21 protein-coding genes are annotated in these 23,552 nt (G+C 65.0%); 8 read left to right on the top strand and 13 right to left on the bottom strand.

Annotation, left to right across the window (positions count from 1 at the left end; translation table 11 throughout):
• The first annotated feature begins 164 nt into the window (after window positions 1-164).
• The 4 genes from EVC45_RS24980 to hutC (EVC45_RS24965) all read left to right on the top strand — a co-directional run bounded on the left by EVC45_RS24980 (window position 165) and on the right by hutC (EVC45_RS24965) (window position 3,364).
• Entirely contained in the window at window positions 165-842 is a 678-nt protein-coding gene (locus EVC45_RS24980) for a hypothetical protein (protein ID WP_129960909.1), read from the top strand.
• Between the two features lie 89 nt (window positions 843-931).
• A complete protein-coding gene (locus EVC45_RS24975; protein ID WP_129960908.1) occupies window positions 932-1,768 on the top strand; it encodes an arylamine N-acetyltransferase in 837 nt (278 codons plus the stop codon).
• Window positions 1,769-1,791: 23 nt separating this feature from the next.
• Window positions 1,792-2,472, top strand: a complete 681-nt coding sequence (locus EVC45_RS24970; RefSeq protein ID WP_129960907.1) for an isoprenylcysteine carboxylmethyltransferase family protein — start codon at window positions 1,792-1,794, stop codon at window positions 2,470-2,472.
• 112 nt (window positions 2,473-2,584) lie between these two features.
• The gene (hutC, locus tag EVC45_RS24965) at window positions 2,585-3,364 is read left to right on the top strand and encodes a histidine utilization repressor (RefSeq protein WP_129960906.1); all 780 of its coding nucleotides are present in this window, start codon (window positions 2,585-2,587) and stop codon (window positions 3,362-3,364) included.
• 19 nt (window positions 3,365-3,383) lie between these two features.
• On the opposite strand, the gene hutC (EVC45_RS24960) is transcribed toward hutC (EVC45_RS24965), so the two are convergent.
• The 5 genes from hutC (EVC45_RS24960) to EVC45_RS24940 form a co-directional block, all read right to left on the bottom strand.
• On the bottom strand, window positions 3,384-4,196 hold the full coding sequence (hutC, locus tag EVC45_RS24960; RefSeq protein WP_129960905.1) for a histidine utilization repressor: 813 nt from the start codon (window positions 4,194-4,196) through the stop codon (window positions 3,384-3,386).
• Window positions 4,193-5,080 carry an amino acid ABC transporter ATP-binding protein gene (locus EVC45_RS24955; RefSeq protein ID WP_129960904.1) on the bottom strand — a complete coding sequence of 296 codons (888 nt, stop codon included), beginning with the start codon at window positions 5,078-5,080 and terminating at the stop codon, window positions 4,193-4,195. Before EVC45_RS24955 ends, hutC (EVC45_RS24960) begins: the two co-directional genes overlap by 4 nt.
• A 13-nt stretch (window positions 5,081-5,093) precedes the next feature.
• Window positions 5,094-5,756 carry an amino acid ABC transporter permease gene (locus EVC45_RS24950; protein WP_129960903.1) on the bottom strand — a complete coding sequence of 221 codons (663 nt, stop codon included), beginning with the start codon at window positions 5,754-5,756 and terminating at the stop codon, window positions 5,094-5,096.
• A 28-nt stretch (window positions 5,757-5,784) separates the two neighbouring features.
• Window positions 5,785-6,435 (bottom strand): amino acid ABC transporter permease, encoded by a 651-nt coding sequence (locus EVC45_RS24945; protein WP_129960902.1) that lies wholly within the window; start codon window positions 6,433-6,435, stop codon window positions 5,785-5,787.
• 93 nt (window positions 6,436-6,528) lie between these two features.
• Complete coding sequence (locus tag EVC45_RS24940) at window positions 6,529-7,356, bottom strand: transporter substrate-binding domain-containing protein (protein WP_129960901.1); 828 nt, start codon at window positions 7,354-7,356, stop codon at window positions 6,529-6,531.
• A gap of 239 nt (window positions 7,357-7,595) precedes the next feature.
• On the opposite strand from EVC45_RS24940, the gene EVC45_RS24935 reads away from it, so the two are divergent.
• Together EVC45_RS24935 and EVC45_RS24930 are read left to right on the top strand one after the other, a co-directional pair.
• Complete coding sequence (locus EVC45_RS24935; RefSeq protein ID WP_129960900.1) at window positions 7,596-8,570, top strand: isopenicillin N synthase family oxygenase; 975 nt, start codon at window positions 7,596-7,598, stop codon at window positions 8,568-8,570.
• 12 nt (window positions 8,571-8,582) lie between these two features.
• Window positions 8,583-10,013 carry an FAD-binding oxidoreductase gene (locus EVC45_RS24930; RefSeq protein ID WP_129960899.1) on the top strand — a complete coding sequence of 477 codons (1,431 nt, stop codon included), beginning with the start codon at window positions 8,583-8,585 and terminating at the stop codon, window positions 10,011-10,013.
• Between the two features lie 34 nt (window positions 10,014-10,047).
• Here the strand turns inward: EVC45_RS24930 and EVC45_RS24925 are convergent, their stop codons facing one another.
• The 3 genes from EVC45_RS24925 to EVC45_RS24915 form a co-directional block, all read right to left on the bottom strand.
• Window positions 10,048-10,830, bottom strand: coding sequence for a substrate-binding domain-containing protein (locus tag EVC45_RS24925; RefSeq protein WP_129960898.1), 783 nt, complete (start codon window positions 10,828-10,830; stop codon window positions 10,048-10,050).
• A 118-nt stretch (window positions 10,831-10,948) separates the two neighbouring features.
• Window positions 10,949-14,368 (bottom strand): alpha/beta fold hydrolase, encoded by a 3,420-nt coding sequence (locus EVC45_RS24920; RefSeq protein ID WP_129960897.1) that lies wholly within the window; start codon window positions 14,366-14,368, stop codon window positions 10,949-10,951.
• A gap of 267 nt (window positions 14,369-14,635) precedes the next feature.
• Window positions 14,636-15,427 (bottom strand): hypothetical protein, encoded by a 792-nt coding sequence (locus EVC45_RS24915; RefSeq protein WP_129960896.1) that lies wholly within the window; start codon window positions 15,425-15,427, stop codon window positions 14,636-14,638.
• Window positions 15,428-15,738: 311 nt separating this feature from the next.
• Between EVC45_RS24915 and EVC45_RS24910 the strand changes: the two genes are divergently transcribed.
• Complete coding sequence (locus EVC45_RS24910) at window positions 15,739-17,646, top strand: hybrid sensor histidine kinase/response regulator (protein WP_129960895.1); 1,908 nt, start codon at window positions 15,739-15,741, stop codon at window positions 17,644-17,646.
• A gap of 115 nt (window positions 17,647-17,761) precedes the next feature.
• On the opposite strand, the gene EVC45_RS24905 is transcribed toward EVC45_RS24910, so the two are convergent.
• The 5 genes from EVC45_RS24905 to EVC45_RS24885 all read right to left on the bottom strand — a co-directional run bounded on the left by EVC45_RS24905 (window position 17,762) and on the right by EVC45_RS24885 (window position 22,353).
• Entirely contained in the window at window positions 17,762-18,541 is a 780-nt protein-coding gene (locus tag EVC45_RS24905) for a response regulator transcription factor (protein ID WP_129960894.1), read from the bottom strand.
• A gap of 515 nt (window positions 18,542-19,056) precedes the next feature.
• On the bottom strand, window positions 19,057-19,260 hold the full coding sequence (locus tag EVC45_RS24900) for a hypothetical protein (RefSeq protein WP_129960893.1): 204 nt from the start codon (window positions 19,258-19,260) through the stop codon (window positions 19,057-19,059).
• Complete coding sequence (cydB, locus tag EVC45_RS24895; protein ID WP_129960892.1) at window positions 19,235-20,239, bottom strand: cytochrome d ubiquinol oxidase subunit II; 1,005 nt, start codon at window positions 20,237-20,239, stop codon at window positions 19,235-19,237. The genes EVC45_RS24900 and cydB overlap by 26 nt, the downstream gene beginning before the upstream one ends.
• Before the next feature lie 22 nt (window positions 20,240-20,261).
• Window positions 20,262-21,686, bottom strand: coding sequence for a cytochrome ubiquinol oxidase subunit I (locus EVC45_RS24890; protein ID WP_129960891.1), 1,425 nt, complete (start codon window positions 21,684-21,686; stop codon window positions 20,262-20,264).
• A gap of 415 nt (window positions 21,687-22,101) precedes the next feature.
• The gene (locus EVC45_RS24885; RefSeq protein ID WP_129960890.1) at window positions 22,102-22,353 is read right to left on the bottom strand and encodes a hypothetical protein; all 252 of its coding nucleotides are present in this window, start codon (window positions 22,351-22,353) and stop codon (window positions 22,102-22,104) included.
• A gap of 82 nt (window positions 22,354-22,435) precedes the next feature.
• On the opposite strand from EVC45_RS24885, the gene EVC45_RS24880 reads away from it, so the two are divergent.
• Window positions 22,436-23,257 (top strand): alpha/beta fold hydrolase, encoded by an 822-nt coding sequence (locus EVC45_RS24880; protein ID WP_129960889.1) that lies wholly within the window; start codon window positions 22,436-22,438, stop codon window positions 23,255-23,257.
• Window positions 23,258-23,552 lie beyond the last annotated feature (295 nt).

Raw genomic sequence — 23,552 nt, 5'->3', positions numbered from 1 at the left:
GTGTAATCCGCGGATTTACGGACCGCTCGTAAACCGTATGAAGGCGTAAGCAGAAATTAATTGAAACGTAATAACAACGTATTGATGTAGTCAGACCGAACGTGTGAAAGAGCGAGTTGTCGAAGCGCACGAGTAACCCCGAAAGTCAAAGTAAGGAGGTCGAAATGAGCAAGCGCATTCTTCTGGTTTCGTTGCTGGCGAGCGGCGGTCTGTTGCTGGGCGGCGCCGCGCACGCGCAGTTGAATCTGAAGCAGTTCGGCATCGGCGGGGGCGGTGATAGCGCGGCTGGAGCCGGTGCATCGTCGGGTGGGGTGTCGCAGCTTTTGCAGAGCTACGTGGGCGCGAACCAGCAGGTCCTGAGCGGGCAGTCGAGCCTCGCGTCGGCGATGGGCATGACGAGTGCGGCCGGCCAGGCGCAGCAGGCGGCCGGACTGCTCAGCGGCGGCACGCCGTCGGTCAGTCAGTTGACGCAGGTCGGCAATACGCAGCAGTCGTTGTCGCAGAAGCTGACCGATGCGTTCGCGAATCATGCAAGTGGCGGCGCATCCGCGACGCCGGTCAACAAGCAAGCATTTACCGATGGGCTGTCGTCGCTCGGCAAGGGCGTGAGCCAGTATTCGAGCTTGCAGTCGGGGCTCGGCAGCATCGGTCAGATGAGCCCGTCGTCGCTGCTGCAATCCGGCCTCAATCCGCAGACCGCGCAAAGCGCTTCGTATATTGCGCAGTCGGCGCCGGGGCAGTTGCAGTCGCTGATGTCGACGCTGAGCTCGGCCGTGCAGTTCGCGTCCAGCCACGGCATTACGGTGCCGTCGATCGCGACGTCGGCGTTGAAAGGGATGTAGGCGAGTTTGCGCCTCTCCATGCGCGGTCGATTCAGCGTCGAAAGCCGCTATGATCGCGTCGAACCCGCAACCCAACCGGAATTCCGCCGATGTCCCACTCCGTCAATCTGGAAAGCTACTTCGCCCGCATCGGCTATCAGGGCCCGCGCGCCGCCACGCTCGACGTGCTGCGGGCGATTCATCGGCTTCACCCCGCCGCGATCCCGTTTGAGAACCTGAACCCGCTGACGCGCCGGCCCGTCAGACTCGAGCTCGAAGCCATCGAACGCAAGCTCGTGACCGCAAAGCGCGGCGGCTATTGCTTCGAGCAGAACATTCTGTTCGCGAACGTGCTGATGCAATTGGGCTTCAAGGTCACGCCGATGCTCGCGCGCGTCGTGTGGGGCCGCGAGCCCGGCGCGATCTCGCCGCGTACGCATATGGTGCTGCGCGTCGATATCGACGGCGCCGAATGGATCGCCGACGTCGGCTTCGGCGGTGTGACGCTGACCGCCCCGCTGCGCCTGACCGCCGGCCTTGCGCAGCCGATTCCGCTCGGCACGTTCCGCTTCGCCAATGCGGGGCACGACACCGTCTATCTCGAGGTGCTGGCGCCGGACGAGAGCTGGACGCGCGTTTATCACGTCGATCTGCGCGCAGTCGAGTGGATCGACTATGAAACCTCGAACTGGTACACGTCGACGTCGCCGGATTCGATCTTCGTGAGTAATCTGCTGGCGTGCCGCGTGTTGCCCGAGTTGCGCCTCGCGCTCTTCAACGATCAGTTCAACGAGCGTGACGGCGAAGGGCAGATCGTCAGCGAACGACGCCTCGCGAGCGCCGCCGAACTCGCCGACTGTCTGCGTGAGCGCTTCGGCGTGAACCTGGAGGACATTGATATCGCCGATGTGTTCGAGCGCGTGCGCATGCGCGAGCAGACCGCATAAGCTGTGCGCACAAGGGAGCCGCGATGGTCACGCGTCTGATCCTGCAATCGCTGGCGTGGCTGGCGTTCATGGCCGTGCTGCTGTTCGGCGCGGCCGGCACGCTCGCGTGGCCGGCCGCGTGGTGGTTTCTGCTCGAGCTGGCGGTATTGAGCTTGTGGCTCGGCTTGTGGCTTGCGCGTCACGATCCCGCGTTGCTCGCGGAGCGGCTCGCGCCGTTCGTGCAGGCGCAGCAGAGCCGCTGGGATCGTGTATTCATGGTCGCGATCGGATCCGCGTGGTGCGGCTGGCTGATCCTGATGGGCTTCGACGCGATGCGGTTTCGCTGGTCCGCGCCGCTGCCGTTGTGGCTGAGGGGCTTCGGCGCGCTGTGCGTGTTCCTGTGCATCTTCATGTGCCGCTTCGTATTTCGCGCGAACAGTTACGCCGCGCCGGTGGTAAAAATCCAGGCGAGCCGCGGACACAAGGTCGCCGACACTGGTCCTTACGCGTACGTCCGTCATCCGATGTACGCGGCCGCGCTGGTGTTCTTCGTCGGCACGCCGCTGATGCTCGGCTCGTGGTGGGGGCTCGTCGCGCTGCCCTTGATGGCGTACGGCATGGGCTGGCGCGCGGTGCGCGAAGAGCGGCTGCTCGCTGGGCAACTGAATGGCTACACGCAATACATGGCTCGCGTGCGTTACCGTTTCGTGCCGTACATCTGGTAGCGCGTCCCAGTGGTCTCGCCGCGGTCGAACCGGGTAAGATTGGGCCCGGCCGCCGGAGAACCGGCCACGGTGTACCCCAGGTACCACCGGCGAACCACCGATGAGGTTTGGAGTGAAAACAACTACACAGGCGCACAAAACACCCGCCGCACAGTCCGAGCAGAATCAGGATTCCGCCGAACGCGAACGCGACACGCCGGTCAAGGCGATGCCCGCCTACGAGCAGATCAAACGCTACGTGCTCCAGCGCATCGGCGAAGGCGCATGGAAGTCGGGCGGGTTGATCCCTTCCGAAACGGAGCTGGTCAAGGAGTTCGGCGTCGCGCGCATGACGGTGTCGCGCGCGCTGCGCGAGCTGACGGCCGAACGCGTGCTCACGCGCGTGCAAGGTTCGGGCACCTTCGTCGCGCCGCAGCGGTATGAATCGACGGTGCTGGAGATCCGCAATATCGCCGATGAAATCGCCGCGCGCGGTCATCGTCATTCGGCACGCGTGCTGACCCTCGAACCGAGCGACGACGCCGACGCGCTCGAAGCGCTCGGTCTCGCGAGCGGTCCCGCGTTTCATTCGTGCATCGTGCACAGCGAGGAGGGCGAGCCGATCCAGTACGAGGACCGCTTCGTCAATCCGAAGGTGTTCCCCGAATACCTGCAGCAGGACTTTTCGGTCGAAACGCCGAATCACTACATGGTGCGACTTGCACCGGTGCAGCGCGCCGAGTTTCGCATCTATGCGCAAAAGCCCGACGCCTATGTGCGGCGTCATCTGATGATGGATATCGGCGAACCGTGTCTGCTGCTGTGGCGGCGCACGTGGGTCGGCGAGAACGTCGCGACGTCGGTGCGGCTATGGCATCCGGCGTCGCGGTTTCATCTGGCGGGGACCGTGTAGCGTTTTCTTGCCGCGCGCTTCAGCCTTGGCGCTGCGACGTATTCGGTGAAAAGCGGCACCCGAGCCGGTAGCGCGAACCCGGATGCACGAAGCGCGCGAACGTCACCGCGACGCCGCTCGTCCACGTGCGGCGCGTCAGCGTCAGGCAGGGTTCCTCGGCGTGGATTTCGAGCAGCTCGGCTTCGGCGGGCGTCGGCAGCGCCGCGTCGACCACGTGTTCGAGATCGTGCATCGGCACCACCGTCAGCAGATACTCGGAAGGCTTCAGCGCCGAAAAATCGTGCTGCAGAAAATCCGGCGCGACTGCCGGATTCACATAGCGATCTTCGAGCTGCACCGGCAGGCCGTTCTCGCGATGCACGCAGATCACATGAAACACCGAAGCGCCCGGCGCCAGTCCCAATGCGTTCGACACCGTGACCGACGCGGTCTCGCGCTGCAACAGCGCCATGTCGCAGCGATACGCGTGGCCGCGCGAGCGGATCTCGTCGCCGATATGGGCGATCATCAACAGCGTGGACTGCGGCTTGTTCGGCGCGACGAAAGTGCCGACGCCCGAAACGCGCGTGACGAGCCCCGCATCGGCAAGCTCGCGCAGCGCGCGGTTGACCGTCATCCGCGATACGCCGAGCGTCGCGACGAGGTCGAGCTCCGAAGGCAAGCGGTCGCCCGCCTGGCGCTCGCCCGAGTCGATGATCTGACGGATGTGCTGCTTGACCTGCTCGTAGCGCGCGGCGGGCACGTCGTCGCTGCCGCGCGCGATTTTGGCGGCGGCGCTGCTCGCGCCGGCGGGGGATTTGCCGTGAGGCTTGTGGCGAACGGTGGTGCTCATAGCGGCTGGGTGTCGTCGGGGCCGCGCGTCCAGAACGCATTGCGGTCGAAATAGTTTTGCAGAAACTGCCGCAGACGCGGCTGCGCGGCATCGTGAAACACGTCGCGCGGTTTGCCCTGCACGGCGATGCGACCTTGATCGATGAACACGACCTTGTCGGCGACCTGCGCGGCGAAGCCCATTTCATGCGTGACCACGGCCATCGTCATGCCGTCGCGCGCGAGCTGCTTCATCACCTGCAGCACCTCGCCGACGAGCTCCGGATCGAGCGCGGAAGTCGGTTCGTCGAACAGCATGATGTGCGGCTCCATCGCGAGCGCGCGCGCAATCGCGACGCGCTGCTGCTGACCGCCCGACAGCTTCGCCGGATACGCGTCGCCCTTGTGCGCGAGGCCGACCGTCTCCAGCATCGCGTTCGCGCGGCGGCGCGCTTCGTCGGACGACAGGTGCCGCACGCGCAGCAGCGCTTCCATCACATTGCCGAGCGCGGTCATGTGCGGCCACAGGTTGAACTGCTGGAACACCATGCCGACGTTGCGGCGCACGCGGTTGATTTCGCCCTGCGAGGCGCGCACGCGTTTGCCGTTGCGCTCGGCATAGCCGAGCAGTTCGCCTTCGATGCGCACGTCGCCGTGATCGTAGGTCTCGAGCGCGGCGAGGCAGCGCAGCAGCGTGCTCTTGCCCGAGCCCGACGGCCCGATGATGCACACCACTTCCGAACGCGCAATCTCGAGATCGACGCCGCGCAGCACCTCGACGTCGCCGAAGCGTTTGCGCAGATCGCGCACTTCGATCAGCGGCGCGGCATTCGGTGCGTTCGCCGTTGCGCTGGCGGACGGCGCGGCGGATTGCGCGGAGGAGGGCATGTCGGCGATGGCGTTCATAGGTGTTCCGGAATCATGCCATGAAGCGTGCGAGGCGGGCCTCGGCCCACATGCCCGCGCGCGAGGTGAGTTCGACCAGCGCGAGGTAGCACACGCACAGCACCAGCAGGGTTTCGACGAAAGCGAAGGTGGCCGAGCCGATGCCTGTCAGCACGAATGTCAGTTCGGGCACGGTGACGATCGACAGCACGGCGGTTTCCTTGCTCAGCACGATGATCAGATTGGTCAGCGCGGGCACGATCAGCACCAGCATTTGCGGCGCCTGGATGCGCAGGATCGCCTGCCAGCGCGTGAGCCCGAGGCACGACGCCGCTTCGAGATGGCCTTTGGGCACCGACTGGAAGCCGGAGCGGAATGCTTCGGCGAAATACGCGCTGCCGTAGAGACCGAGGCCGACGATGCCGGCCGTCATCGGTTCGAGCGTGAGACCGATCGACGGGCCGGCGTAGTACAGCAGAAACAGCTGCACGAGAAACGGCGTGCCTCGCAGCAGTTCAATGTAGACGCGCAGCACGGCGCGCAGCCAGCGTCCGCAGAACAGTTGCAGCACCGCGATCAGAAAGCCGATCACGAGACCGATCGCGACGCCCGCAGCCCAGCTGCCGAGCGTCGTCGCGAGGCCGGCGGCGATCGGCTGCAGGTTGTGCGTGATGACGGTCGGGTCGAACGTTTGCATGGCGAGGTTCGCTTAAATGTGAGTCGATTCAGGCGTGCTGCAAACGGTGCTCGGCCGCATGCGCGACCAGCGCGAGCGAACCGCAGATCACGAAGTAGATGAGCCCGGCCGCGACATACGCTTCGAGCGGCCGGTACGTGCTCGCGGCGATGTTCTGCGCGGTGCGCGTCAACTCGGCGACACCGACCACCGAGATCAGCGACGACGCCTTGATCAGCAGCACCATTTCGTTGACTAGCGACGGCAGCGTCAAGCGGAATGCTTGCGGCACCAGAATGCGCCGCAGCGTATCGAGCGGCGACAGCCCAAGCATGCGCGCGGCCTCGAGATGTCCGGGCGGAATGCTCAGAAACCCGCCGCGCAGAATTTCGGCGATATACGACGCCGAGCACAACGACACCGCGCTGATCGCGGCGACGATCGGCGACACGTTGATGCCGGCGAACGGCAGCAGGTAGTACACAAGCAGCAATTGCACGAGCATCGGCACGCCGCGAAAGAAGAACACGTAGGCGCCGCCCGCGAGCCGCGCGGCGCGATGCTGCGACAGTCGCGCGGTGCACACGCCGATGCCGACGAAGAAGCCGATCGCGAGCCCCGTCAGCGAAATGCCGACGGTGGCGAGCGCCGCGTGCAGCAGCAGCGGCAGGCCCTGAACGAAGACGGTCGTGTTGAACATGGATCGCGGTCGAAGGAGCAGGAAGGGCGACGCGCGCGGCGCTACGCTACGGCGAAACCATTGCGCGACGCGTGACGCCCACGTTAGAGACGCTCAGTAATTCGGCGTGGGCATCGTCGCAGGCATCTCCATCGCGACACCGAACCACTTCTTCTGCAACGCGGCGAGGCGTCCATCCTTCTGCATCTTCACGAGCGCGGCGTTGAACGCGTCGGCGAGCGGCTTGCTGTCGGCGTCCTTACGCAACGCATACGCGAAGTACACCTTCGCGCCGAACGGCGGCTGCACGACCGCGAACATCTCGGGGCGCTGCTTCGCGACATACGCGATGTTGGTCATCGAGTTCGCGACCGCGGCGATGCGGCCCGCCGCGAGGTCCGCGTACGCCTGATTGTTGTCGACGTACTCACGGATTTCAGGCTGCTTCGGCAGCGTGCCCGCGTAGCTCTTCAACTGGTCGAGCTGCGCGGTGCCCTTGCCCGCGCCGACCGTCTTGCCGGCGATATCCGACGATTGCTTGAACGACGCATCGTTCGCGCGCTTGAGCAGCGCGTCGGTTGCATCGGCGACGGGCAGCGTGTACGTGTAGCGCTCCATGCGCGCCTTCGTGACCGTCAGCGGGCCGCCGACCATGTCGAACTTGCCCGCTTCGAGACCGGGCAGCACGCTCGGCCACGGCAGATCGATGAAGCGCACCTTGACGCCGATCTCCTTGCCGATCTCCGCGAACAGGTCCTTGTTGAAGCCGGCCTGCTGACCGTTCTCGAGGAAGTCGAATGGAGCGAACTGCATTTCGGTGCCGACCACCAGTTCGCCGGCCTTCTTCACTTTGGCGAGCTGGTCTTCGGCGTGCGCGGCGACGCTTGCCGCGCACAGCGCCAGCATGACCAGACGACATTTCCAGCCTGCAAGGATACGCATGGGATTCTCCGGGGGCGAATTGGTGTTGGGTTGCCGGCGTGTTGAAGTCTTTGTTCTGGACCCGCCGCGGCGCTGGCGAGTTGCGGGTCCTGTTGGGCAGTATATACCGCGTTTCCGGCGAAAAATAAATGCTCGCGTGAGTAGAGAAAAGCCCTTATATCGAGTAGCGCGAAGCAACTTGCGGCGACGCTTTTGGCGGTATATACCACTGCAATACCGACCCTCGAAGGAGCAGCGCGATGCCCGTGACCCGCATTCCGATCATCGATCTAGCCGGCGTGCGCGCCGGCGATCAGCAGGCGCTGCGACGCGTCGCGAAGGAAATTCATGAAGCGTGTACGACGATCGGGTTTTTCTACATCGTCAATCACGGCGTGCCGCAAGCGACGATCGACGCTGCCGCGCAGGCCGCGCGCACCTTCTTCGCGTTTCCGGTCGACACGAAGCGCCGCGCGGCGGTCAATCATCGGCATCGCGGCTTCAATGCGCTCGGCGACGCGACGATGTACCAGGCGAAGCGGCCCGATTACAAGGAGTTCTTCAGCATCGGCCTCGAACTGCCGGAAGACGATCCCGACGTGCTGGCGGGGCAGGCGCTGCGTGGGCCGAACAACTGGCCGGACTTCATGCCCGGGTTGCGACCGGTGCTGTACGACTATTACGACGCGGTCGGCGCGTGCGGCGCCGACCTGCTGCGCGCGGTCGCGGTGAGTCTCGGCATCGAAGAAAATTTCTTCGCGCCGCGCTACACGAAGCGGATGCAGCGCACGCAGATGGTCTACTACCCGCCGCAGCCGCCGCAGTCGGATGAAGATCAGTTCGGCGTCGCACCGCATACCGACTACGGCTGCATCACCTTACTCTGGCAGGATCAGGTCGGCGGCCTGCAGGTGCGCGAAATCGCCAACGATACGTGGGTCGAGGCGCCGCCCGTCGAAGGCAGCTTCGTCGTGAACGTCGGCGATCTGCTCGCGCGCTGGACCAACGACCGTTTCCGCTCGACGCTGCATCGCGTGATCAATGCATCGGGGCGCGAGCGCTATTCGATCGCGACGTTCTACGATCCGACTTACGGCGCGCTCGTCGATCCGCGCGAGCTCGGCGCGAGCGACGCGCAAAGCAAATATCAGCCGGTCGCCGCGGGCGACTATATCCTCGGCCGCATCAACGATTCGATGGGCTATCGCAAGAAACTCGCCGCTACCGCACAGTAAGGAACTCCTGGCATGACAGAGCAGAGCGTCACTGAAGACAACACGACTCAGACCGCGAGCGCGCCGCTCGCCGCGACACTCGAGGCCTTGCGCGCCGCGCTCGGCGCCGACGCGGTGCGCGTTGGAGATCAGATCGGCGAACGCGCGATGACCGACTGGACGCGCCACGAGCCGACGCGTCCGGCGGCGCTGCTGCTGCCGCGCACGACCGACGAAGTATCGCGTGCGCTCGCGATCTGCCACGCCGCGCATCAGCCGGTGGTGCCGCAAGGCGGCATGACGGGACTCGCGGGCGGCGCGATCGCGCGCGCCAACGATATCGCGTTGTCGCTCGAACGCCTGAGCGGCGTCGAAGAACTCGACGCGGCGTCGGCCACCTTGACCGTGCGTGCGGGCACCACGTTGCAAACTGCGCAAGAAGCCGCCGAGCAAGCGGGTTTCGAACTCGCGCTCGATCTCGGCGCGCGCGGCTCGTGCCAGATCGGCGGCAATCTGGCGACCAACGCGGGCGGCAATCGGGTGATCCAGTCTGGCACCGCGCGCGACCAGGTGCTCGGTCTCGAAGTGGTGCTCGCGAATGGCGACGTGCTCAGCTCGCTCGGCAAGATGGTCAAGAACAACACCGGCTATGACCTGAAGCACTGGTTCATCGGTTCGGAGGGCACGCTCGGCGTGATCACGCGCGCGGTGCTGCGACTGCATCCGCGACGCGCGGCGCGTCATACGGCGCTCGTCGCGCTCGACGACTACGATGCCGCGGTGAGCCTGTTGCGGCGTCTGGCGACGCGCTTCGGCAACGACATCGGCGCGTTCGAGATCATGTGGCCGGACTTCTACGATTTCGGCGTGAAGCTGACCGGCGCGCGCTCGCCGTTCGACGCCGCGCATCCGCTGTATGCATTGATCGAACACGCGGGCTTCGATGCCGACGACGCTGGCGAGCGCTTCGCGCAAGCGCTGACCGATGCGCTGGAGGCGGGCGCGCTGCGCGACGCGGTGATCGCGCAGTCGGTTGCCGACGCGCGCGCGCTATGGGCGATCCGCGAGTGCACCGCGGAGTTTCCGGTCAAGCTTGATCCGATCAACTTCGACGTGAGTCTGCCGATCGGCGAGATCGGCAGGTTCGTCGACCGTTGTCGCGCGGCGCTCGATCAGCGCTGGCCCGGCAACGAAGCGTATTTCTTCGGGCATATCGGCGATTCGAATCTGCATCTGACCGTCGATGGCCATTCGGTCCCCGGTGTCGATCATCACGCGGTCTACGCGTTCGTCTACGAGATGCTGGGGCCGTTGCGCGGGTCGGTGTCGGCGGAGCACGGCATCGGAACGCTTAAGCGCGAGTTCTTGCCGATTTCACGCTCGGCGGCTGAGCTTGCCGCGATGGGCGCGATCAAGCATGCGCTCGATCCGCACGGCATCCTGAATCCGGGCAAGCTGTTCTGATGCTGACGAGGCGGCGCGTGCGCCGCCCTAGCGGTCAATGCGCGGCGATCGAATCGAGCCCGGTCGCACGAACCGTCTCTTGCGCGGCCGGCGACGCCAGATAATCGAGCAGCGCCTTCGCTTCCCGCGGATGCGGCGCGTTGACCGGAATCCCCGCGGCGAAGCGCGTGACCGATTGCACCGACTCCGGAATCTTGCCGACGAAGGTCGCGCCCTTGACCGGCAGCAATTCGCTGACCTGCTGGAAGCCGATTTCATACTCGCCGCTCGCGACCACCGAGGCGACCGGGATCTTCGGCACCATCTTCGCCTTCGGGCCGACCTGATCTTCGATGCCGAGCCGCTTGAACATCTCGCGCTGGATATAGACGCCGCTCGCGCTATCCGAGTAGGCGATCGACTTCGCACGCAACAGCACGTCCTTCAGGCCTTCGACAGTGCTGATGTCAGGCTTTGGCGCACCGGCGCGCACGACCATGCCGATGCGCGAATCCGCCAGCTCCACGCGTGAATCGGGAATGACCTTGCCCTGCTTGATCAGATCGTCGAGCGCATAGCCGACCATGATCACGACGTCGGCCGACTCGCCGCGTGCGAGCCGGTTCGGAATCGCTTCGGGCGATTGACCCATCGAGGGCCCAAGGATCGTGTCGAGCGTGTTGCCGGTCGACGCGGCGAACTGCGGCCCGAGCGTTTTATACGCGGCGGTGAAGCCGCCCGAAGTCATGACGTGCAGTTCCGCTGCCTGTACTTGCGTGGCGGCGACGCCGTTGCCGAGCAGTCCGGCGGTGAACAAGGCCAGAAAGAATTTCTTCATCGGTATGGTTGCAGAGGGCGAGGGGGATCGATGCGCAACCGCAACCATACCGGAACGACCGCGCGACGAGAACCCGCCACGCGCAGATAACGCGTGGCGCATCGGCAAGGCCGCGCCGTCAGTGCGCGTTCAGATAGCTGACGATCAGCGGATAGACATCGACCGCCGCGTTCTTGCCGAAGATGCAGTCGATATGCCCATAGCCCGGAATCAGATGCCGCTCGTACGGCTGCTCGGGGAAGCGCTCGCGCAGCAGGTCGTAAGTGCGCAAAGTGCTGGCCGGCAGATAGACCTCGTTCTTCTCGCCGTGAATGAAGCCGATCGGCAGACGCATGCCTTCGAGTCCTCGCATACCGTCCGCGCCGGTCAGATACACGTCGTCGCCGCGCGCATCGACGACCTTGCCCGCGCGCACCATCGTGGCCAGATGCTGGAACACTTCCATGTCGTGAATGCCGAACAGTTCCTGCAGGTTCGCATGCAGTGTCTCGTTCAGCTTGTCGTGCTCGTAGAGCAGGCCATACAGGAACGTCGCGCGATGACAGATCGGATTGCCGCAGCCCTCGCCGTGATCGAGCGGATAGAGACGCAGCGCTTCGTCGAGCAGGTTCGCGGGCCAGGAATCTTCCTGCGTATAGGCGGTGAGGTCGCGGATGCGCAGATGCTGCATCAGGTCGGGAACATGCAAGCCCGCCTTGATCCGTTGCAAGGTGCCCGGCACCGGATGCGCGGACACCTGCGAAATCACCGCCGAGCGCACGCCTTCGAGTCCGGATAGCAGCGACATGCTGAGCGAGAGGCCGCCCAGGCAGTGGCCGAGTACCTGAATGTTCGGCGCACCGGTCAGTTCGCGAATCTTCGCGACCGCGGCGGGGATGTCCTCGCGCGCGACCTTGTCGACGTTGGTCGGCACGAGCACGCTCGGCAGTTCGATGCTGACGCGCAGATCGACGAGCCATACGTCGTAGCCCGACGCGTACAGATATTCGACGAGATTGGTCGGTATCAGATCGGTCGAGAAGATGCGGCTCGAAACGCCCGAGCCGTGGATCAGCAGGATCGGTTTCGAAGCTTTGCCCGCGGCCGGATCGAAGTAGCGGGTGAGCTTGAGCCGCGTGCGGTCGGGTGTGTCGAAGTAGGTGATCTGCGGCGCCGGCGCGCGTAGCGTGCGTTTCGCGCGCGGCGGCGTCGTATGCGGATCGAAGAACTGCAGCGGCGCGGCCACCCCGCCGTATTCGGTGAACAGCACGCCGGCGAAGAACTTGCCGAACTTCAGCGTCCATTCGAGGCGCGTCTTCAGGTCGGGTGCGTGCGTGACTTCGAGCGTGCGCTGCTGCTTCAGGAAGTTTTCGGGCGTGATGATCAGCGTCGCGGTGCCGACGACGGGTGCATCGTCCTGCGCCGACACGCGAATCTCCGCATACAGCGTGTTGGTCTGTTCCCACAGATTGATCGGCGACGTGCGCGTGATGATCTTCTTGCCGGTCAGATACCAGGTCTTGCCTTCGGCCGCGGCAAGCGTCATCCGGTAGTTCATGTTGCGCTCGTCGACGTCGGACTGGTCGACCACGAACAGGTTGAACGTACCGTCGCTGATCGTCAGCGGTTGCGCGGACAGGGCGGGGCAGGTCAGCGTGCCGGCGGTGCGCGCGAGGTGATTCGGGTTGCTCAGCATGTCGGCGAGATCGTCGGACTCGACCGTCAGCGTGAATTCGATTGGGCTCTTCGCGGCTGCGCCGGCCACGCTGGGCGTGTAGGTGCCGACCATCGTCTCCGTGAAGCGCAGGCCGATCTTCTGCTCTGGCGGCGCGGCGGCGGTGCCCTTCGACGCGTAATCGATCGTCCAGCCGTGCGCTTTGGCCAGCAGCGCGCAATTGCGTTCGGCGAGCGCGGAGATGGTCAGCAGCGGATTGACGCCGAGCGACATCGGCATCACCGCACCGTCCATCACGTAGAGGCCGTCGTGCACCGCGGCGCCGGCCGTGCCGCTGAATACTCGGCCCTGATGATCGACCACCCCATGCGCGGCGTCCTCGCCCATGCCGCAGCCGCCGAGCGGATGCACGGTCACGGTGCGCCGGCCGGCGATCTTCGTCGAAATCGGGTTGCGCAGATATTTGCCGCCGAGCGGTTTGGTCGCCTCGATCAGCACCTCCTCGATGCTCTGGAAGATCGGCTGGCGTCCGGCGTTTTTCCAGACGATGCGCGGGCGGCCTTTGTCGCCGACCGTGATGCGGCCGTCTTCGTCGTCGTGCGCCATCACGAGATAGCTTTGCGTGTGATTGAGCGCGCCGTGGTACGGGCCGCGGATCAGGCTTTCGATCGCGCGCGCGTCGTAGGCCATGCGCTCCAGCAGCGACGGTGGGCCGGCCGGATCCACGCCTTCGAGCGGCGCGACCGAGCCGAGCATGCCGACGAGCGCGTCGCCGACCGCGCCGGCCAGCGAGCCTTCCTCGATCACATAGCCATTCCTGACGTCTTTCTCGTCGGCGCGATTGTCGATCAGGCCGGTGATGGTCGGCCCGACCGGCGGAATCTGCCCTGGTTTGTGCCCGCCCCAGCCGACGCCGTTGATGGTGTCCTTCGTGTTGTACGCGAATGCGAGCACGTCGCCGTTGCCGGTGAAGTGCTGGCCGAGCATCTCCGAGGTGCCGAGGCCCGCGTCGTGCGAGCGCAGCAGCAGCGCGCTCGAGCCGATCGTGCCCGCCGCGACGATCACGATATCGGCCAGCACGAACAGATCGGGCGCATCGTAGCTTTCGCGGCCTAGCTTCACGAGCTGGAAGTTGACCTTCCATTGCTGCGTGTCGGGATCACGCAGCACCGAATGCACGGCCGCGCCGGTGAAAATCTGCGCGCCGTGGGCGACCGCGTCGGGCAGATAGTTCATGTGCGTCGAGTTCTTCGCGTCGTAGTTGCAACCGGAGTTGCAGTCGCCACACCCGACGCAGCGCTGCTGCTCGACGCCCGCCGCGTTCGGACCGTCCTTGAACGTAACCGTGATCGGCGGACGGCTGAAGCGGTCCGCCATGTTGAGCGCCTGCGCCGATTTTTCGAGTGCCTGCAGCTTCGGCAGAGGCGGGAAATCGTCGGGCACCGGCGACGGCGACAGCATCTGCCGGGCGAGTGCATAGCCGTCGTCGCGTCCGGCTTTGTCCGCGCGCAGCGCGGCCGGCCAGCGCGGGTCGTCCCACAGGCGCGGATCGGCTTCGAGCGCGACGTTCGCATTGATCAGCGACGTACCCCCGAGCCCGCAGCCCACCACCGCGTTGACGTCCTCGTTCACGTGCACTTCGAGCAGTGCCAGCGGCGAGCCGATCTGCGCCTCGGCGGTGTTGTACTGGATCTGCTCGACGCCCTGCACGGGCGTGCGCGGAAACTCGCCGGCCATGAATTCGCGGCCGCGCTCGAGCACGCACACGCGTCGGCCCGCGCGCGCCATGCGGCTCGCGGCGATCGCGCCGCCGTAGCCCGAGCCAATCACGACCACCTCGTAATGCCGTTGCAGCGCCGTCGGCGCGCTCGATAAGCGGTTCATCAGGACCACCTCGTCTGGAATCGGATGCGGGGAACGGAAGCTCGACTTCGGAACAAAGACGGTGTGCTGCGGCAGCTTTTTTATCGTAGGCGGAATATCGCCGCAAAAAAAGCGGGCGTAAAAAAAGCGCGCCGTGGAGGGCGCGCCGAGGTCGTAGCGTGCGAGGTTCAGGGCGGCATGGCCGGCCGGCCGTCGCCGGGTGTACCCGGCCGGTCGGGCATGCGCTCTTGCCACGCTTCTTATGTGGCCTGTTGGTTGTCCGAATTATTAGGCGGCCACTTCATTGCATTCGCTCTCGCTCGATTCCGCCGCGAGCAGATTCAGCGCAACCAGAATCGCCGCGCGATTGTCGACGTCGATCTCGATGCCGAGCACATCGGTGAGCCAGCGGCCGATCTTGGTGTTGGAAAATTCCTCGGCGCCGGCCGTCTTTTTCATGGTGACGCCGAGTTTGACGGCGCGATAGTGATAGGAGGGCACCCGATGCTGAGCCGCCACCGCCGAAAGCCCGCCTTTGCCTTCCGAGCACCAGCCGAGGCTGCCGGCCAGCACGATCCGCTCGGGTTCGTCGAGCCCTTCGATGAACTCGCGCGCCGCGCGCCGTACGCACTCTTCATCGAGGCCGTATTGCAGCAGCACGCTTTGCACCGGGTCTTCGAGCGCATGCGCGTGCAGATCGATTTCCTGCGCGACGCCCTCGGTCTCCATCGACACGTTGCGCTGATGGGACGCGCTGCGCAGGCAGTCGATCAGATAGCGGCGGAAATACGCGCACACCGCGTAGCTATTGGACGGCGCGCTGTCGGCGCATGCGTTCGTTTCGGTGTGGCCGGGCGCGAGGCGCAGCACCTTCGCATAGATGAACTGGGCGACCAGTTCTTCCTTGTCCTCGCCGAGCGCCTGCAGTTCGAGCGGGTGGTAGGTCCGCAATGCGCGCTTGACCAGTTCGACCATCGACACCATTTCGTCCGCTGAGAGCCGGGTGCGCCTGCGCCACAGTTCGGGCAGGATTGCGTCGTCGAGTTGGCGGGCGAACTCGTAGCTCGGGACTGCGCCCATGGAAACCTCCGTCACGGTTGGCAGGGAGCGCGGCGGGCCGCGGCGCGTGGGCCGCGCAGCGAGGGAAGGTGGCTGAAATGCCGCGCTGAAACGTGAATGCAGTATGGTTCGCGTCAACGCCTTCGCCTATATGGATTAAGTGTTAGCTGATGGGTAAACTCCCGGGTAAACCTTCTGACGGATTGCTGACGATTCGTCTGAAGAGTCGGCATTCCCCATAGAATGAACCGCGCGGGCGGCGCGTCTGGTCGCCCGGGTCGATCCGCGGTTTCCCCGGAGCGCTCGCTCCGATCGACAGAGGAGACCGCCCCATGCGGGCCGACCCGATCCAGCGTGCCATCGACGAAGACCTCGTGCGCGTGCTCTACGCGCAGGATCCGATCGCGTTCTTTTCGCACTGGTTTTCGATCGCGGTGCTGGTGGCGATCTACTGGCCGCATGTGCCGGCGCCGCCGCTGTTTATCGCGTGCTTTGCTTTCTATGCACTCGCCAATTGCGCGGGCCTCGCGCTGTGGATCTGCAATCGCCGCTATCCGCAGCTGGTCTCGCCGCGGGACTGGATCTACCTGCACGCGCTGCGCGGCGTGCTGCTTTACAGCGGGCCGGGCTTCGCGGTGTGGTTCGCGTTCCAGAGTCCGCAGACCGATCTGCCGCTATTGCATACCGTGCTGCTGGTGACGCTCGCGGCCGGCGTGTTCATGTCGAACGGGTTCGATCTCCTCAATTTTTCGACGTCGATTCCGTTTCTGCTGCTGCCGTCGATCGTGCTGCATTTCGGCTCGCACACCTTCGATCGCACGATTCTCGCGATCGTGCTCGCGTTCTTCTTCGTCGCGATCAACGTCTACGCGATGAGCTATCGCAAGCTGTTTCGCCAGGTCGTGCAGGCGCGTGTCGATCAGCAATACCTGGCGGAATCGCTGGCCGCGCAAAAGCGCCTCGCCGAAGAAGCGAGCCTCGCAAAGACGCGCTTTTTCGCGGCGGCAAGCCACGATCTGCGCCAGCCGCTGCATGCGATCGGCCTGCTCGCGGCATCGCTGAACGACCCGGCGGCGACGCCCGCGCAGCACGCGAAGACGGCCGGGCACATCGTCTACAACGTCGAGGCGCTCAATCAGCTGTTCAACCAGGTGCTCGATCTCGCCCGGCTCGAAAGCGGCGTCACTCAGGTGATCCGGCTGCACTTCCGGCTCTCCGAACTATTCGAGCGGGTCGGTAGCCAGTATCGTCCGCAGGCCGCGGCGAAGGGGCTCGCGCTGCGCATCGCGCCGACTTCGATCGTCGTCTACGACGATCCGGTGCTGCTCGAACGCGTGCTGAGCAATCTGCTGTCGAACGCGGTGCGTTATACCGAGCAAGGCGCGATCTGGCTCGGCTTCCGACGCGCGGGGCGGCTGGCGGGCGGCTATATCGAAGTGCGCGATTCGGGCGTCGGCATCGCGCCGCAAGAGCACGAGCGCATTTTCGAGGAGTTTTACCAGGTGGAGAATCCGCAGCGCGACGCGCGCCAGGGGCACGGGCTCGGGCTGCCGACCGTCAGGCGGCTCGTCGGCCTGCTCGGCGGCGAGTTGCAACTGCGCTCGGCGCCTGGGCGCGGCTCGGTGTTCCGCTTCGCGGTGCAGGCGGGCGACGCGAGCGGCATCGTCGCGAGTCTGAACGATTCGGTCGCGGGCGGCCCGGCCGCGCAGGGGCGGCGCGTGCTGTGCATCGACGACGAGCCGTCGATCCTCGAAGGCCTCGCGAGTCTGCTCGAGCGCTGGGGCTGCGACGTGCGCGGCGAGCGCGACGAAGCCGGCGCGCTCGCCGCGCTCGCGGAAGGCTTCGTGCCCGACGCGGTGCTGTGCGACTACCAGCTCGCCAATCACCGCACCGGCGCGCAGGCGCTGAGCGCGATTCGCGGTGCGCTCGCGCGCCAGGGGCACGGCAATGTGGTGACGCTGCTGATCACCGGCGATATGGCATCGCCGGAGCTGGCGGCGCTCGCGTTGCAGGGGATTCCGGTGCTGCACAAGCCGGTGACGCCGGCGCGCTTGCGGCGCACGCTGGAAATGCTGTGGCAGCAGGCGGAGCTCGACAAGGGGCGGCCGGCGGGCGCGGTGGTGTTGGGGGAAGGGGCCGAAGAGGCGGACCGGGCGCCGTCGTCCGCGACGGCCGGAGCGCCGCAGACTGCGCCGCAAACCGAAGCGGGCTCAGGGGCGCAAAGCGAAACGCAGCCTTAGCGGCGGGAACAGAGAGGGGTTGGCCGGCGGTGATGCAGACCGCCGCCGGCCGAAGCCGCAAGAAACGGCACGACGACAAGCGACGACAAGCGTCGGCGCGGCGCCGGGGAAAGCGCTACAACGTCTTGCCCGCCTCCAGCCATCCATTGATCACCGCGATCGCGGTCGACCGGTTGTGCACACCGAGCGCCCGGAAGATCACCGACAGATGTACTTTCACCGTGCCTTCGGCGACGCCGAGTTCACGCGCGATCATCTTGTTGGTCCAGCCGCGATGCACGAGCCGCATGATGTCCTGCTGACGCGGCGACAGGTTCTCCAGCAGATGCTGCTGGTGCGGTTGCAGCGACGGCACCTGGGTGACCGGCTCGGTCTGTGCGACGGTGCCGGGAGCCGACGCGCGGGCGGCTTGCGCGGCGGCGCTCGCGGCCGGCACACCTGCCGATCCACCCGCGTCGGCCGCCACGCATCCGGCCGCCTGCGTGTCGCGCGAGCCAAGCAGACTGAGCGCTTCCATCGGCACATAAGCGCCGCCGGACAGCACCAGTTCGATCGCCTTCAGCATCACGCTGGCGGGCTGGCGCTTCGGCACGAAGCCGAGCGCACCGGCCGCGAGCACCGCGCGCATCTCGTCGGGCGATTCCTCCGCGGACAGCACCACGACCGGCAGCGCCGGATTCGCCTTCAGCAGCGATTCGAGGGAGGTCGCGCCGCTCATGCCCGGCATATGCAGATCGACGATCGCCAGATCGTGATTCGCGTCGGGGCGCGCGGCGGTGGCAAGGGTTTCCCAGCTGTCGGCTTCGTCGAACTGGGCGTCGGGATCAAAGCCACGCAGCATGCCTTTGACGCCTTGCCGGATCAGTTCATGGTCGTCGGCTACAAGAAACTTCATGATGTCTCCGCGAGTCGAGCCTGTCCGTTGAGGGCTGCCGCCGTTGCACATTTCGCCGTAGCGGGGTGCGCACTTGCAGCGTTATTAACTGCGGTACTCATGACACGCATCATGGCCGGTCTTCCGCGCTTCTTGGTCGATACTCGGGACCCCGGACGAGCCGATCCGATTGCCGTTCCTCGATGCCGCGATTCGTGCTGTTCTTGACTCCGCGGTCGAAGCCGAAATCGTCGCCTCGGTTCTCGCCGCATGAAGTGTCGCACTCACCGCCGCATCCGGCCTCGTTCCAACCCGCCGGGGTCCCGCTCCCTTTGCCGTGCCGCGCGCCGCTTCGCTGAGCGGCGACGCGCGTGGCCGGCTGCCGGCATCGTTCGATGCGCTTCGTGATGTTAAGGCAGGTCTCCCGCGCATAGGTTCCGGCTTGCTACGTAGACGAGCCGCGTGCGCCTTTTTTGAAGCGCTCCCGCGCGATCCGGGGGGTTATGCATGCCAGATCGACACGGGTTCGCGGGCCGCTATCTGACCGCGAACAGCGTCGCATTCATCAGAAGCTTGAAAGCGAAACCGAGCGACATTGCGGCGGCCACGCCGAAGCACCATAGCGCGATGAACCAGAGCCAGCCCGGCAGTGTGCGGCTGCGCTTTGCCGCAGTTGCAGCGGCAGCGGGCGCCGCTGTGCGGGCGCGCGGCGTCTCAGTGATAGTGATGTTGGTCGCCATGGCTCACCTTGCCTCGAAAGACCCAATAACTCATCGTCGTATAGGCGACGATGATCGGCAGGATCACCGCCGCGCCGGCCAGCGTGAAGGTCTGGCTGGTGCGCGGCGCTGCGGCTTCCCATAGCGTGATGCTCGACGGAATCGCATACGGCCACAGGCTCACGAGCAGCCCGAGATAACCGAGCAGCACGAGCGCCAGCGCCAGCACGAACGGCGTGTTGTGATGGCGCGCGTGCACCGCGCGATGCATGCAGAACGCGCAGATCGCGACGAGGAACGGCACCGGCAACAGACGGTAGAAGATCCCGTCATGGAACCAGCGTTGCGCGATGCCCGCATCCATCAGCGGGGTCCACAGGCTCACGAGGGCGATGAAGCCGAGCAGCACCAGCGTCAGCGGCCACACCACGCGATGCAGGCGTCGCTGCAGATCGCCCTCGGTCTTCGCGACCAGCCAGCAGCAGCCGAGCAGCGCGTAGGTCGCGACGAGCCCGAGGCCCGTCAGCAGGCTGAACGGCGTGAGCCAGCCGAACGCGTCGCCGGCATAGGCGCCATCGGCGACCGGAATGCCTTGCAGGAATGCGCCGAGCACGATGCCCTGGAAGAACGCGGCGCCCGCCGAGCCGCCGATGAACGCGAGGTCCCACAAATGTCTCGTGCGGCGCGACTTCGCGCGGATCTCGAACGACACGCCGCGAAAGATCAGGCACACGAGCATGAACACGAGCGGCAGATAGAGCGCCGACAGCACGGTCGAGTAGACGACCGGAAACACCGCGAACAGCGCGGCGCCGCCGAGCACGAGCCAGGTTTCGTTGCCGTCCCACACCGGCGCGACCGTGTTCATCATCAGGTCGCGTTCCTTTTCGTCGGGGAAGAACGGAAAGACGATGCCGATGCCGAGGTCGAAGCCGTCCAGCACGACGTACATGAAAAGACCCAGCGCGATGATCGCGGCCCATACGACGGTTACGTCCATTTTCTTGCTCTCGAAGTGCGGGTTAGACGGCGTCGATCATCTGATCGGCGGCGGACAGCGGGCGGCGTGCGGTCTGCGCGGGCAGCGGCTGCGGCAGGCCGTGCGGTGTGTCGTGAGACTTGCCGCCGGGAAGCGCCGGACCCGAGCGCATCAGCTTCAGCATGTAGTAGATGCCGGTGCCGAACACGAGGAAGTAGACGGCCACGAACGTCATCAGCGACAGACCGACCTGCTGCGTGGTCAGCGGCGACACCGCCTGCGAGGTGCGCATCACGCCATACACGACCCACGGCTGACGGCCCGCTTCGGTGGTGACCCAGCCGGCCAGCAGCGTGATGAAGCCGCTCGGCCCCATCGCGACGCACAGCCGCTGGAACCACTTCGCTTCGAACAGGCGCCCACGGCGGCGCAAGACCCAGGCCGCGATCGACATCGCGATCATCAGCACGCCGAGTCCGGCCATGATGCGGAAGCTCCAGAACACGACGGTCGAATCCGGCCGGTCCTGCGGCGGAAATTCCTTCAGTCCGCGGATTTCGCCGTCCCAGCTATGCGTGAGGATCAGGCTGCCGAGGTGCGGCACCGATACCGCGTAGCGCGTGGTTTCGGCCTTCATGTCGGGGATGCCGAACAGGTTCAGCGCGGTGCCGCCTTTTTCGGTGTCCCACAAGCCTTCGATCGCCGCGATCTTCGCCGGCTGATATTCGCGTGTGTTCAGGCCATGCTGATCGCCGACGAATGCCTGGATCGGCGTGAGAATCAACAGCAGCCACAGCGCCATCGAGAACATCTTCTTGACGGCGGGGTCGCGCCGTCCGCGCAGCAGATGCCACGCGCCGACCGCCGCGACCACCAGCCCCGCGACGATGAACGCGGCGAGCGCCATATGCGCGAGCCGGTACGGGAACGACGGATTGAAGATGATCTTGAACCAGTCGAGCGGCACGACATGACCGTCGACGACCTCGAAGCCCTGCGGCGTCTGCATCCAGCTATTGGAAGCGAGAATCCAGAAGGTCGAGATCAGCGTGCCAAGCGCGACCATCAGCGTCGCACCGAAGTGCGCGCGCGGACTCACGCGCTGCCAGCCGAACAGCATGATGCCGAGGAAGCCCGCTTCGAGAAAGAACGCGGTCATCACCTCGTACATCAACAGCGGGCCGGTGATCGGCCCGGCGAAACTCGAGAAGCCCGACCAGTTGGTGCCGAACTGATAGCTCATCACGACGCCGGAGACGACGCCCATGCCGAAGGCCACTGCGAAGATCTTCGACCAGAACAGACAAAGATCTTTGTAGTAGGCTTTGCCGGTTTTTAGCCAACGCCATTCGAGAACGGCGATGAAACTGGCGAGACCGATGCTGAGCGCGGGGAAGACGATGTGAAAAGAAACGGTGAACGCGAATTGAATGCGCGCGAGATCGAATGCCGATAGTGCGAAGTTCATGATCCTGTTGTGCGTGATGGCCGCGTGAGCGGACTTACGCGCGTCGACCGATGTCGGAGCGCACTGCGCTGGGCAGATGGCGCAAGAGTAGGGGATCGAATCAAAAAGTGTTGCACTGCGATGTGCGTCAAAAAACCGCGTTGTTTTATACGGAATACGCCTATTGATCGGGCAAGCCGTTGATGGGCATCAAGTTTCTTTTTGCAGCTGAGGCGTGGTCCTGCGTGCGTCGCGGCGTGGGCTGCGTCAATCGACCGCGCTGCAACAAGGCGTTTCGCACGGCCTTGCGCGGCAGGGATGGGGGGCCGTCGTCCGTCGCCAGCCGACAATCGATCCATCCAAACCGACTTCATCGGTTCGCGCGCTAGTCGGGCGATTTCTTTGCTTTTACGATGCACGCTGCCGCCTGGCCGTTTCAGCTTTTTCTCTTCATTATTCGTCGCGCATTAGCCGTTCGCGATTCGTTTGGTATTCGCTGCATTTGCGTTAGCCGTTTTGCCGCGTTATTGATGGTGTCATTGGCGGTGTAATTCCACGGCGGCATTTCTCTCCATGCCATTGCCGCGCCGCTGTGCCGGTTTTCGCCACGCCATGTCTTGCCCAGATATTTGCGGCTGTTTCCGTAGTTGCCGTTATTCATTGCCGAATTCGCACGGCGTTCTGTCATGCGTCGCGCGCATGCTTCGTGAGCAGCTTCCGCTTCATCCACCTGCCGGCGACGGCAGACTTCATCGACAAGGAGTCAGCAGATGAGCACGATCAGGACGAAAGACGGTACCTCGATTTTCTACAAGGACTGGGGCAAGGGTCGCCCGGTCGTGTTTTCCCACGGCTGGCCGCTGACCGCCGATGCGTGGGATGCACAGATGCTGTTTCTCGGCAGCAAGGGCTTTCGCGTGATCGCGCACGACCGGCGCGGTCATGGCCGCTCGGAGCAGCCGTGGGACGGCAATGAGATGGACACCTACGCCGACGACCTCGCCGCGCTGATCGAACATCTCGACCTGCAGGACGCGACGCTGGTCGGCCATTCGACGGGCGGCGGCGAAGTCGCGCATTACATCGGCCGGCATGGCACGGGGCGGGTCGCGAAGGCCGTGCTGATCGGCGCGGTGCCGCCGCTGATGCTGAAGACTGCCGACAATCCGCTCGGCCTGCCGATCGATGTGTTCGACAGCATCCGCAAGGGTGTCGCCGACGATCGCTCGCAGTTCTTCAAGGATCTGGCCGTGCCGTTCTACGGCTACAACCGGGAGGGCGCGAAGGTGTCGCAGGGCGTGATCGATTCGTTCTGGCGCCAAGGCATGGCCGGCTCGATCAAGGGGCTGTACGACTGCATCAAGCAGTTCTCCGAAGTCGACTACACCGAAGATCTGAAGAAGATCGACGTGCCGACCCTGGTGCTGCACGGCGACGACGACCAGATCGTGCCGATCGACGCAGCCGGCCGACGCACCGCGCAAATCGTCAAGAACGCGACGCTGAAGGTCTATCCGGGCGGCCAGCACGGCATGTGCACGGTCGAGGCCGACAAGGTCAATGCCGACCTGCTCGAATTCATCGGCTCCTGAGCGCCCGGTAACGTAATGATGTGATCTGTTGACGGCGCGGGCGGCACATGCACGCCGCTCGCGTTGGACCCCCCGGCGTCAGGCGAAGCACTCGCGGAACAAAAAAAGCCGCCTTGAGTTATACGATGTCACATGAACTCGACGTTCGCATCTCGTTGTTTTTTAAAGGGCTACGGAATTTGCCTGCGGTAATTTAAGGGTAAATGCGGAGTTGAAATCCGCTTGTTCATCGCCGATAGTACGTTATCGTACAACTTGAGTGTGTTATGCGACGCGCGCAGCGCGATCCGCCAGC

This window comes from Paraburkholderia sp. UYCP14C, assembly GCF_004197395.1.
GTDB lineage: Bacteria > Pseudomonadota > Gammaproteobacteria > Burkholderiales > Burkholderiaceae > Paraburkholderia.
Note: the sequence above shows the minus strand (reverse complement) of the source record. Positions and strands in the feature narration are given on the sequence as shown.

Excerpts from the sequence above, each read along its gene's own strand:
- EVC45_RS24980 (WP_129960909.1), top strand. The coding sequence starts at position 165 with ATGAGCAAGCGCATTCTTCTGGTTTCGTTGCTGGCGAGCGGCGGTCTG.
- EVC45_RS24975 (WP_129960908.1), top strand. The coding sequence starts at position 932 with ATGTCCCACTCCGTCAATCTGGAAAGCTACTTCGCCCGCATCGGCTAT.
- EVC45_RS24970 (WP_129960907.1), top strand. The coding sequence starts at position 1,792 with ATGGTCACGCGTCTGATCCTGCAATCGCTGGCGTGGCTGGCGTTCATG.
- hutC (WP_129960905.1), bottom strand. The coding sequence starts at position 4,196 with ATGAGCACCACCGTTCGCCACAAGCCTCACGGCAAATCCCCCGCCGGC.
- EVC45_RS24955 (WP_129960904.1), bottom strand. The coding sequence starts at position 5,080 with ATGAACGCCATCGCCGACATGCCCTCCTCCGCGCAATCCGCCGCGCCG.
- EVC45_RS24950 (WP_129960903.1), bottom strand. The coding sequence starts at position 5,756 with ATGCAAACGTTCGACCCGACCGTCATCACGCACAACCTGCAGCCGATC.
- EVC45_RS24945 (WP_129960902.1), bottom strand. The coding sequence starts at position 6,435 with ATGTTCAACACGACCGTCTTCGTTCAGGGCCTGCCGCTGCTGCTGCAC.
- EVC45_RS24940 (WP_129960901.1), bottom strand. The coding sequence starts at position 7,356 with ATGCGTATCCTTGCAGGCTGGAAATGTCGTCTGGTCATGCTGGCGCTG.
- EVC45_RS24935 (WP_129960900.1), top strand. The coding sequence starts at position 7,596 with ATGCCCGTGACCCGCATTCCGATCATCGATCTAGCCGGCGTGCGCGCC.
- EVC45_RS24930 (WP_129960899.1), top strand. The coding sequence starts at position 8,583 with ATGACAGAGCAGAGCGTCACTGAAGACAACACGACTCAGACCGCGAGC.
- EVC45_RS24925 (WP_129960898.1), bottom strand. The coding sequence starts at position 10,830 with ATGAAGAAATTCTTTCTGGCCTTGTTCACCGCCGGACTGCTCGGCAAC.
- EVC45_RS24920 (WP_129960897.1), bottom strand. The coding sequence starts at position 14,368 with ATGAACCGCTTATCGAGCGCGCCGACGGCGCTGCAACGGCATTACGAG.
- EVC45_RS24915 (WP_129960896.1), bottom strand. The coding sequence starts at position 15,427 with ATGGGCGCAGTCCCGAGCTACGAGTTCGCCCGCCAACTCGACGACGCA.
- EVC45_RS24910 (WP_129960895.1), top strand. The coding sequence starts at position 15,739 with ATGCGGGCCGACCCGATCCAGCGTGCCATCGACGAAGACCTCGTGCGC.
- EVC45_RS24905 (WP_129960894.1), bottom strand. The coding sequence starts at position 18,541 with ATGAAGTTTCTTGTAGCCGACGACCATGAACTGATCCGGCAAGGCGTC.
- EVC45_RS24900 (WP_129960893.1), bottom strand. The coding sequence starts at position 19,260 with ATGGCGACCAACATCACTATCACTGAGACGCCGCGCGCCCGCACAGCG.
- cydB (WP_129960892.1), bottom strand. The coding sequence starts at position 20,239 with ATGGACGTAACCGTCGTATGGGCCGCGATCATCGCGCTGGGTCTTTTC.
- EVC45_RS24890 (WP_129960891.1), bottom strand. The coding sequence starts at position 21,686 with ATGAACTTCGCACTATCGGCATTCGATCTCGCGCGCATTCAATTCGCG.
- EVC45_RS24885 (WP_129960890.1), bottom strand. The coding sequence starts at position 22,353 with ATGACAGAACGCCGTGCGAATTCGGCAATGAATAACGGCAACTACGGA.
- EVC45_RS24880 (WP_129960889.1), top strand. The coding sequence starts at position 22,436 with ATGAGCACGATCAGGACGAAAGACGGTACCTCGATTTTCTACAAGGAC.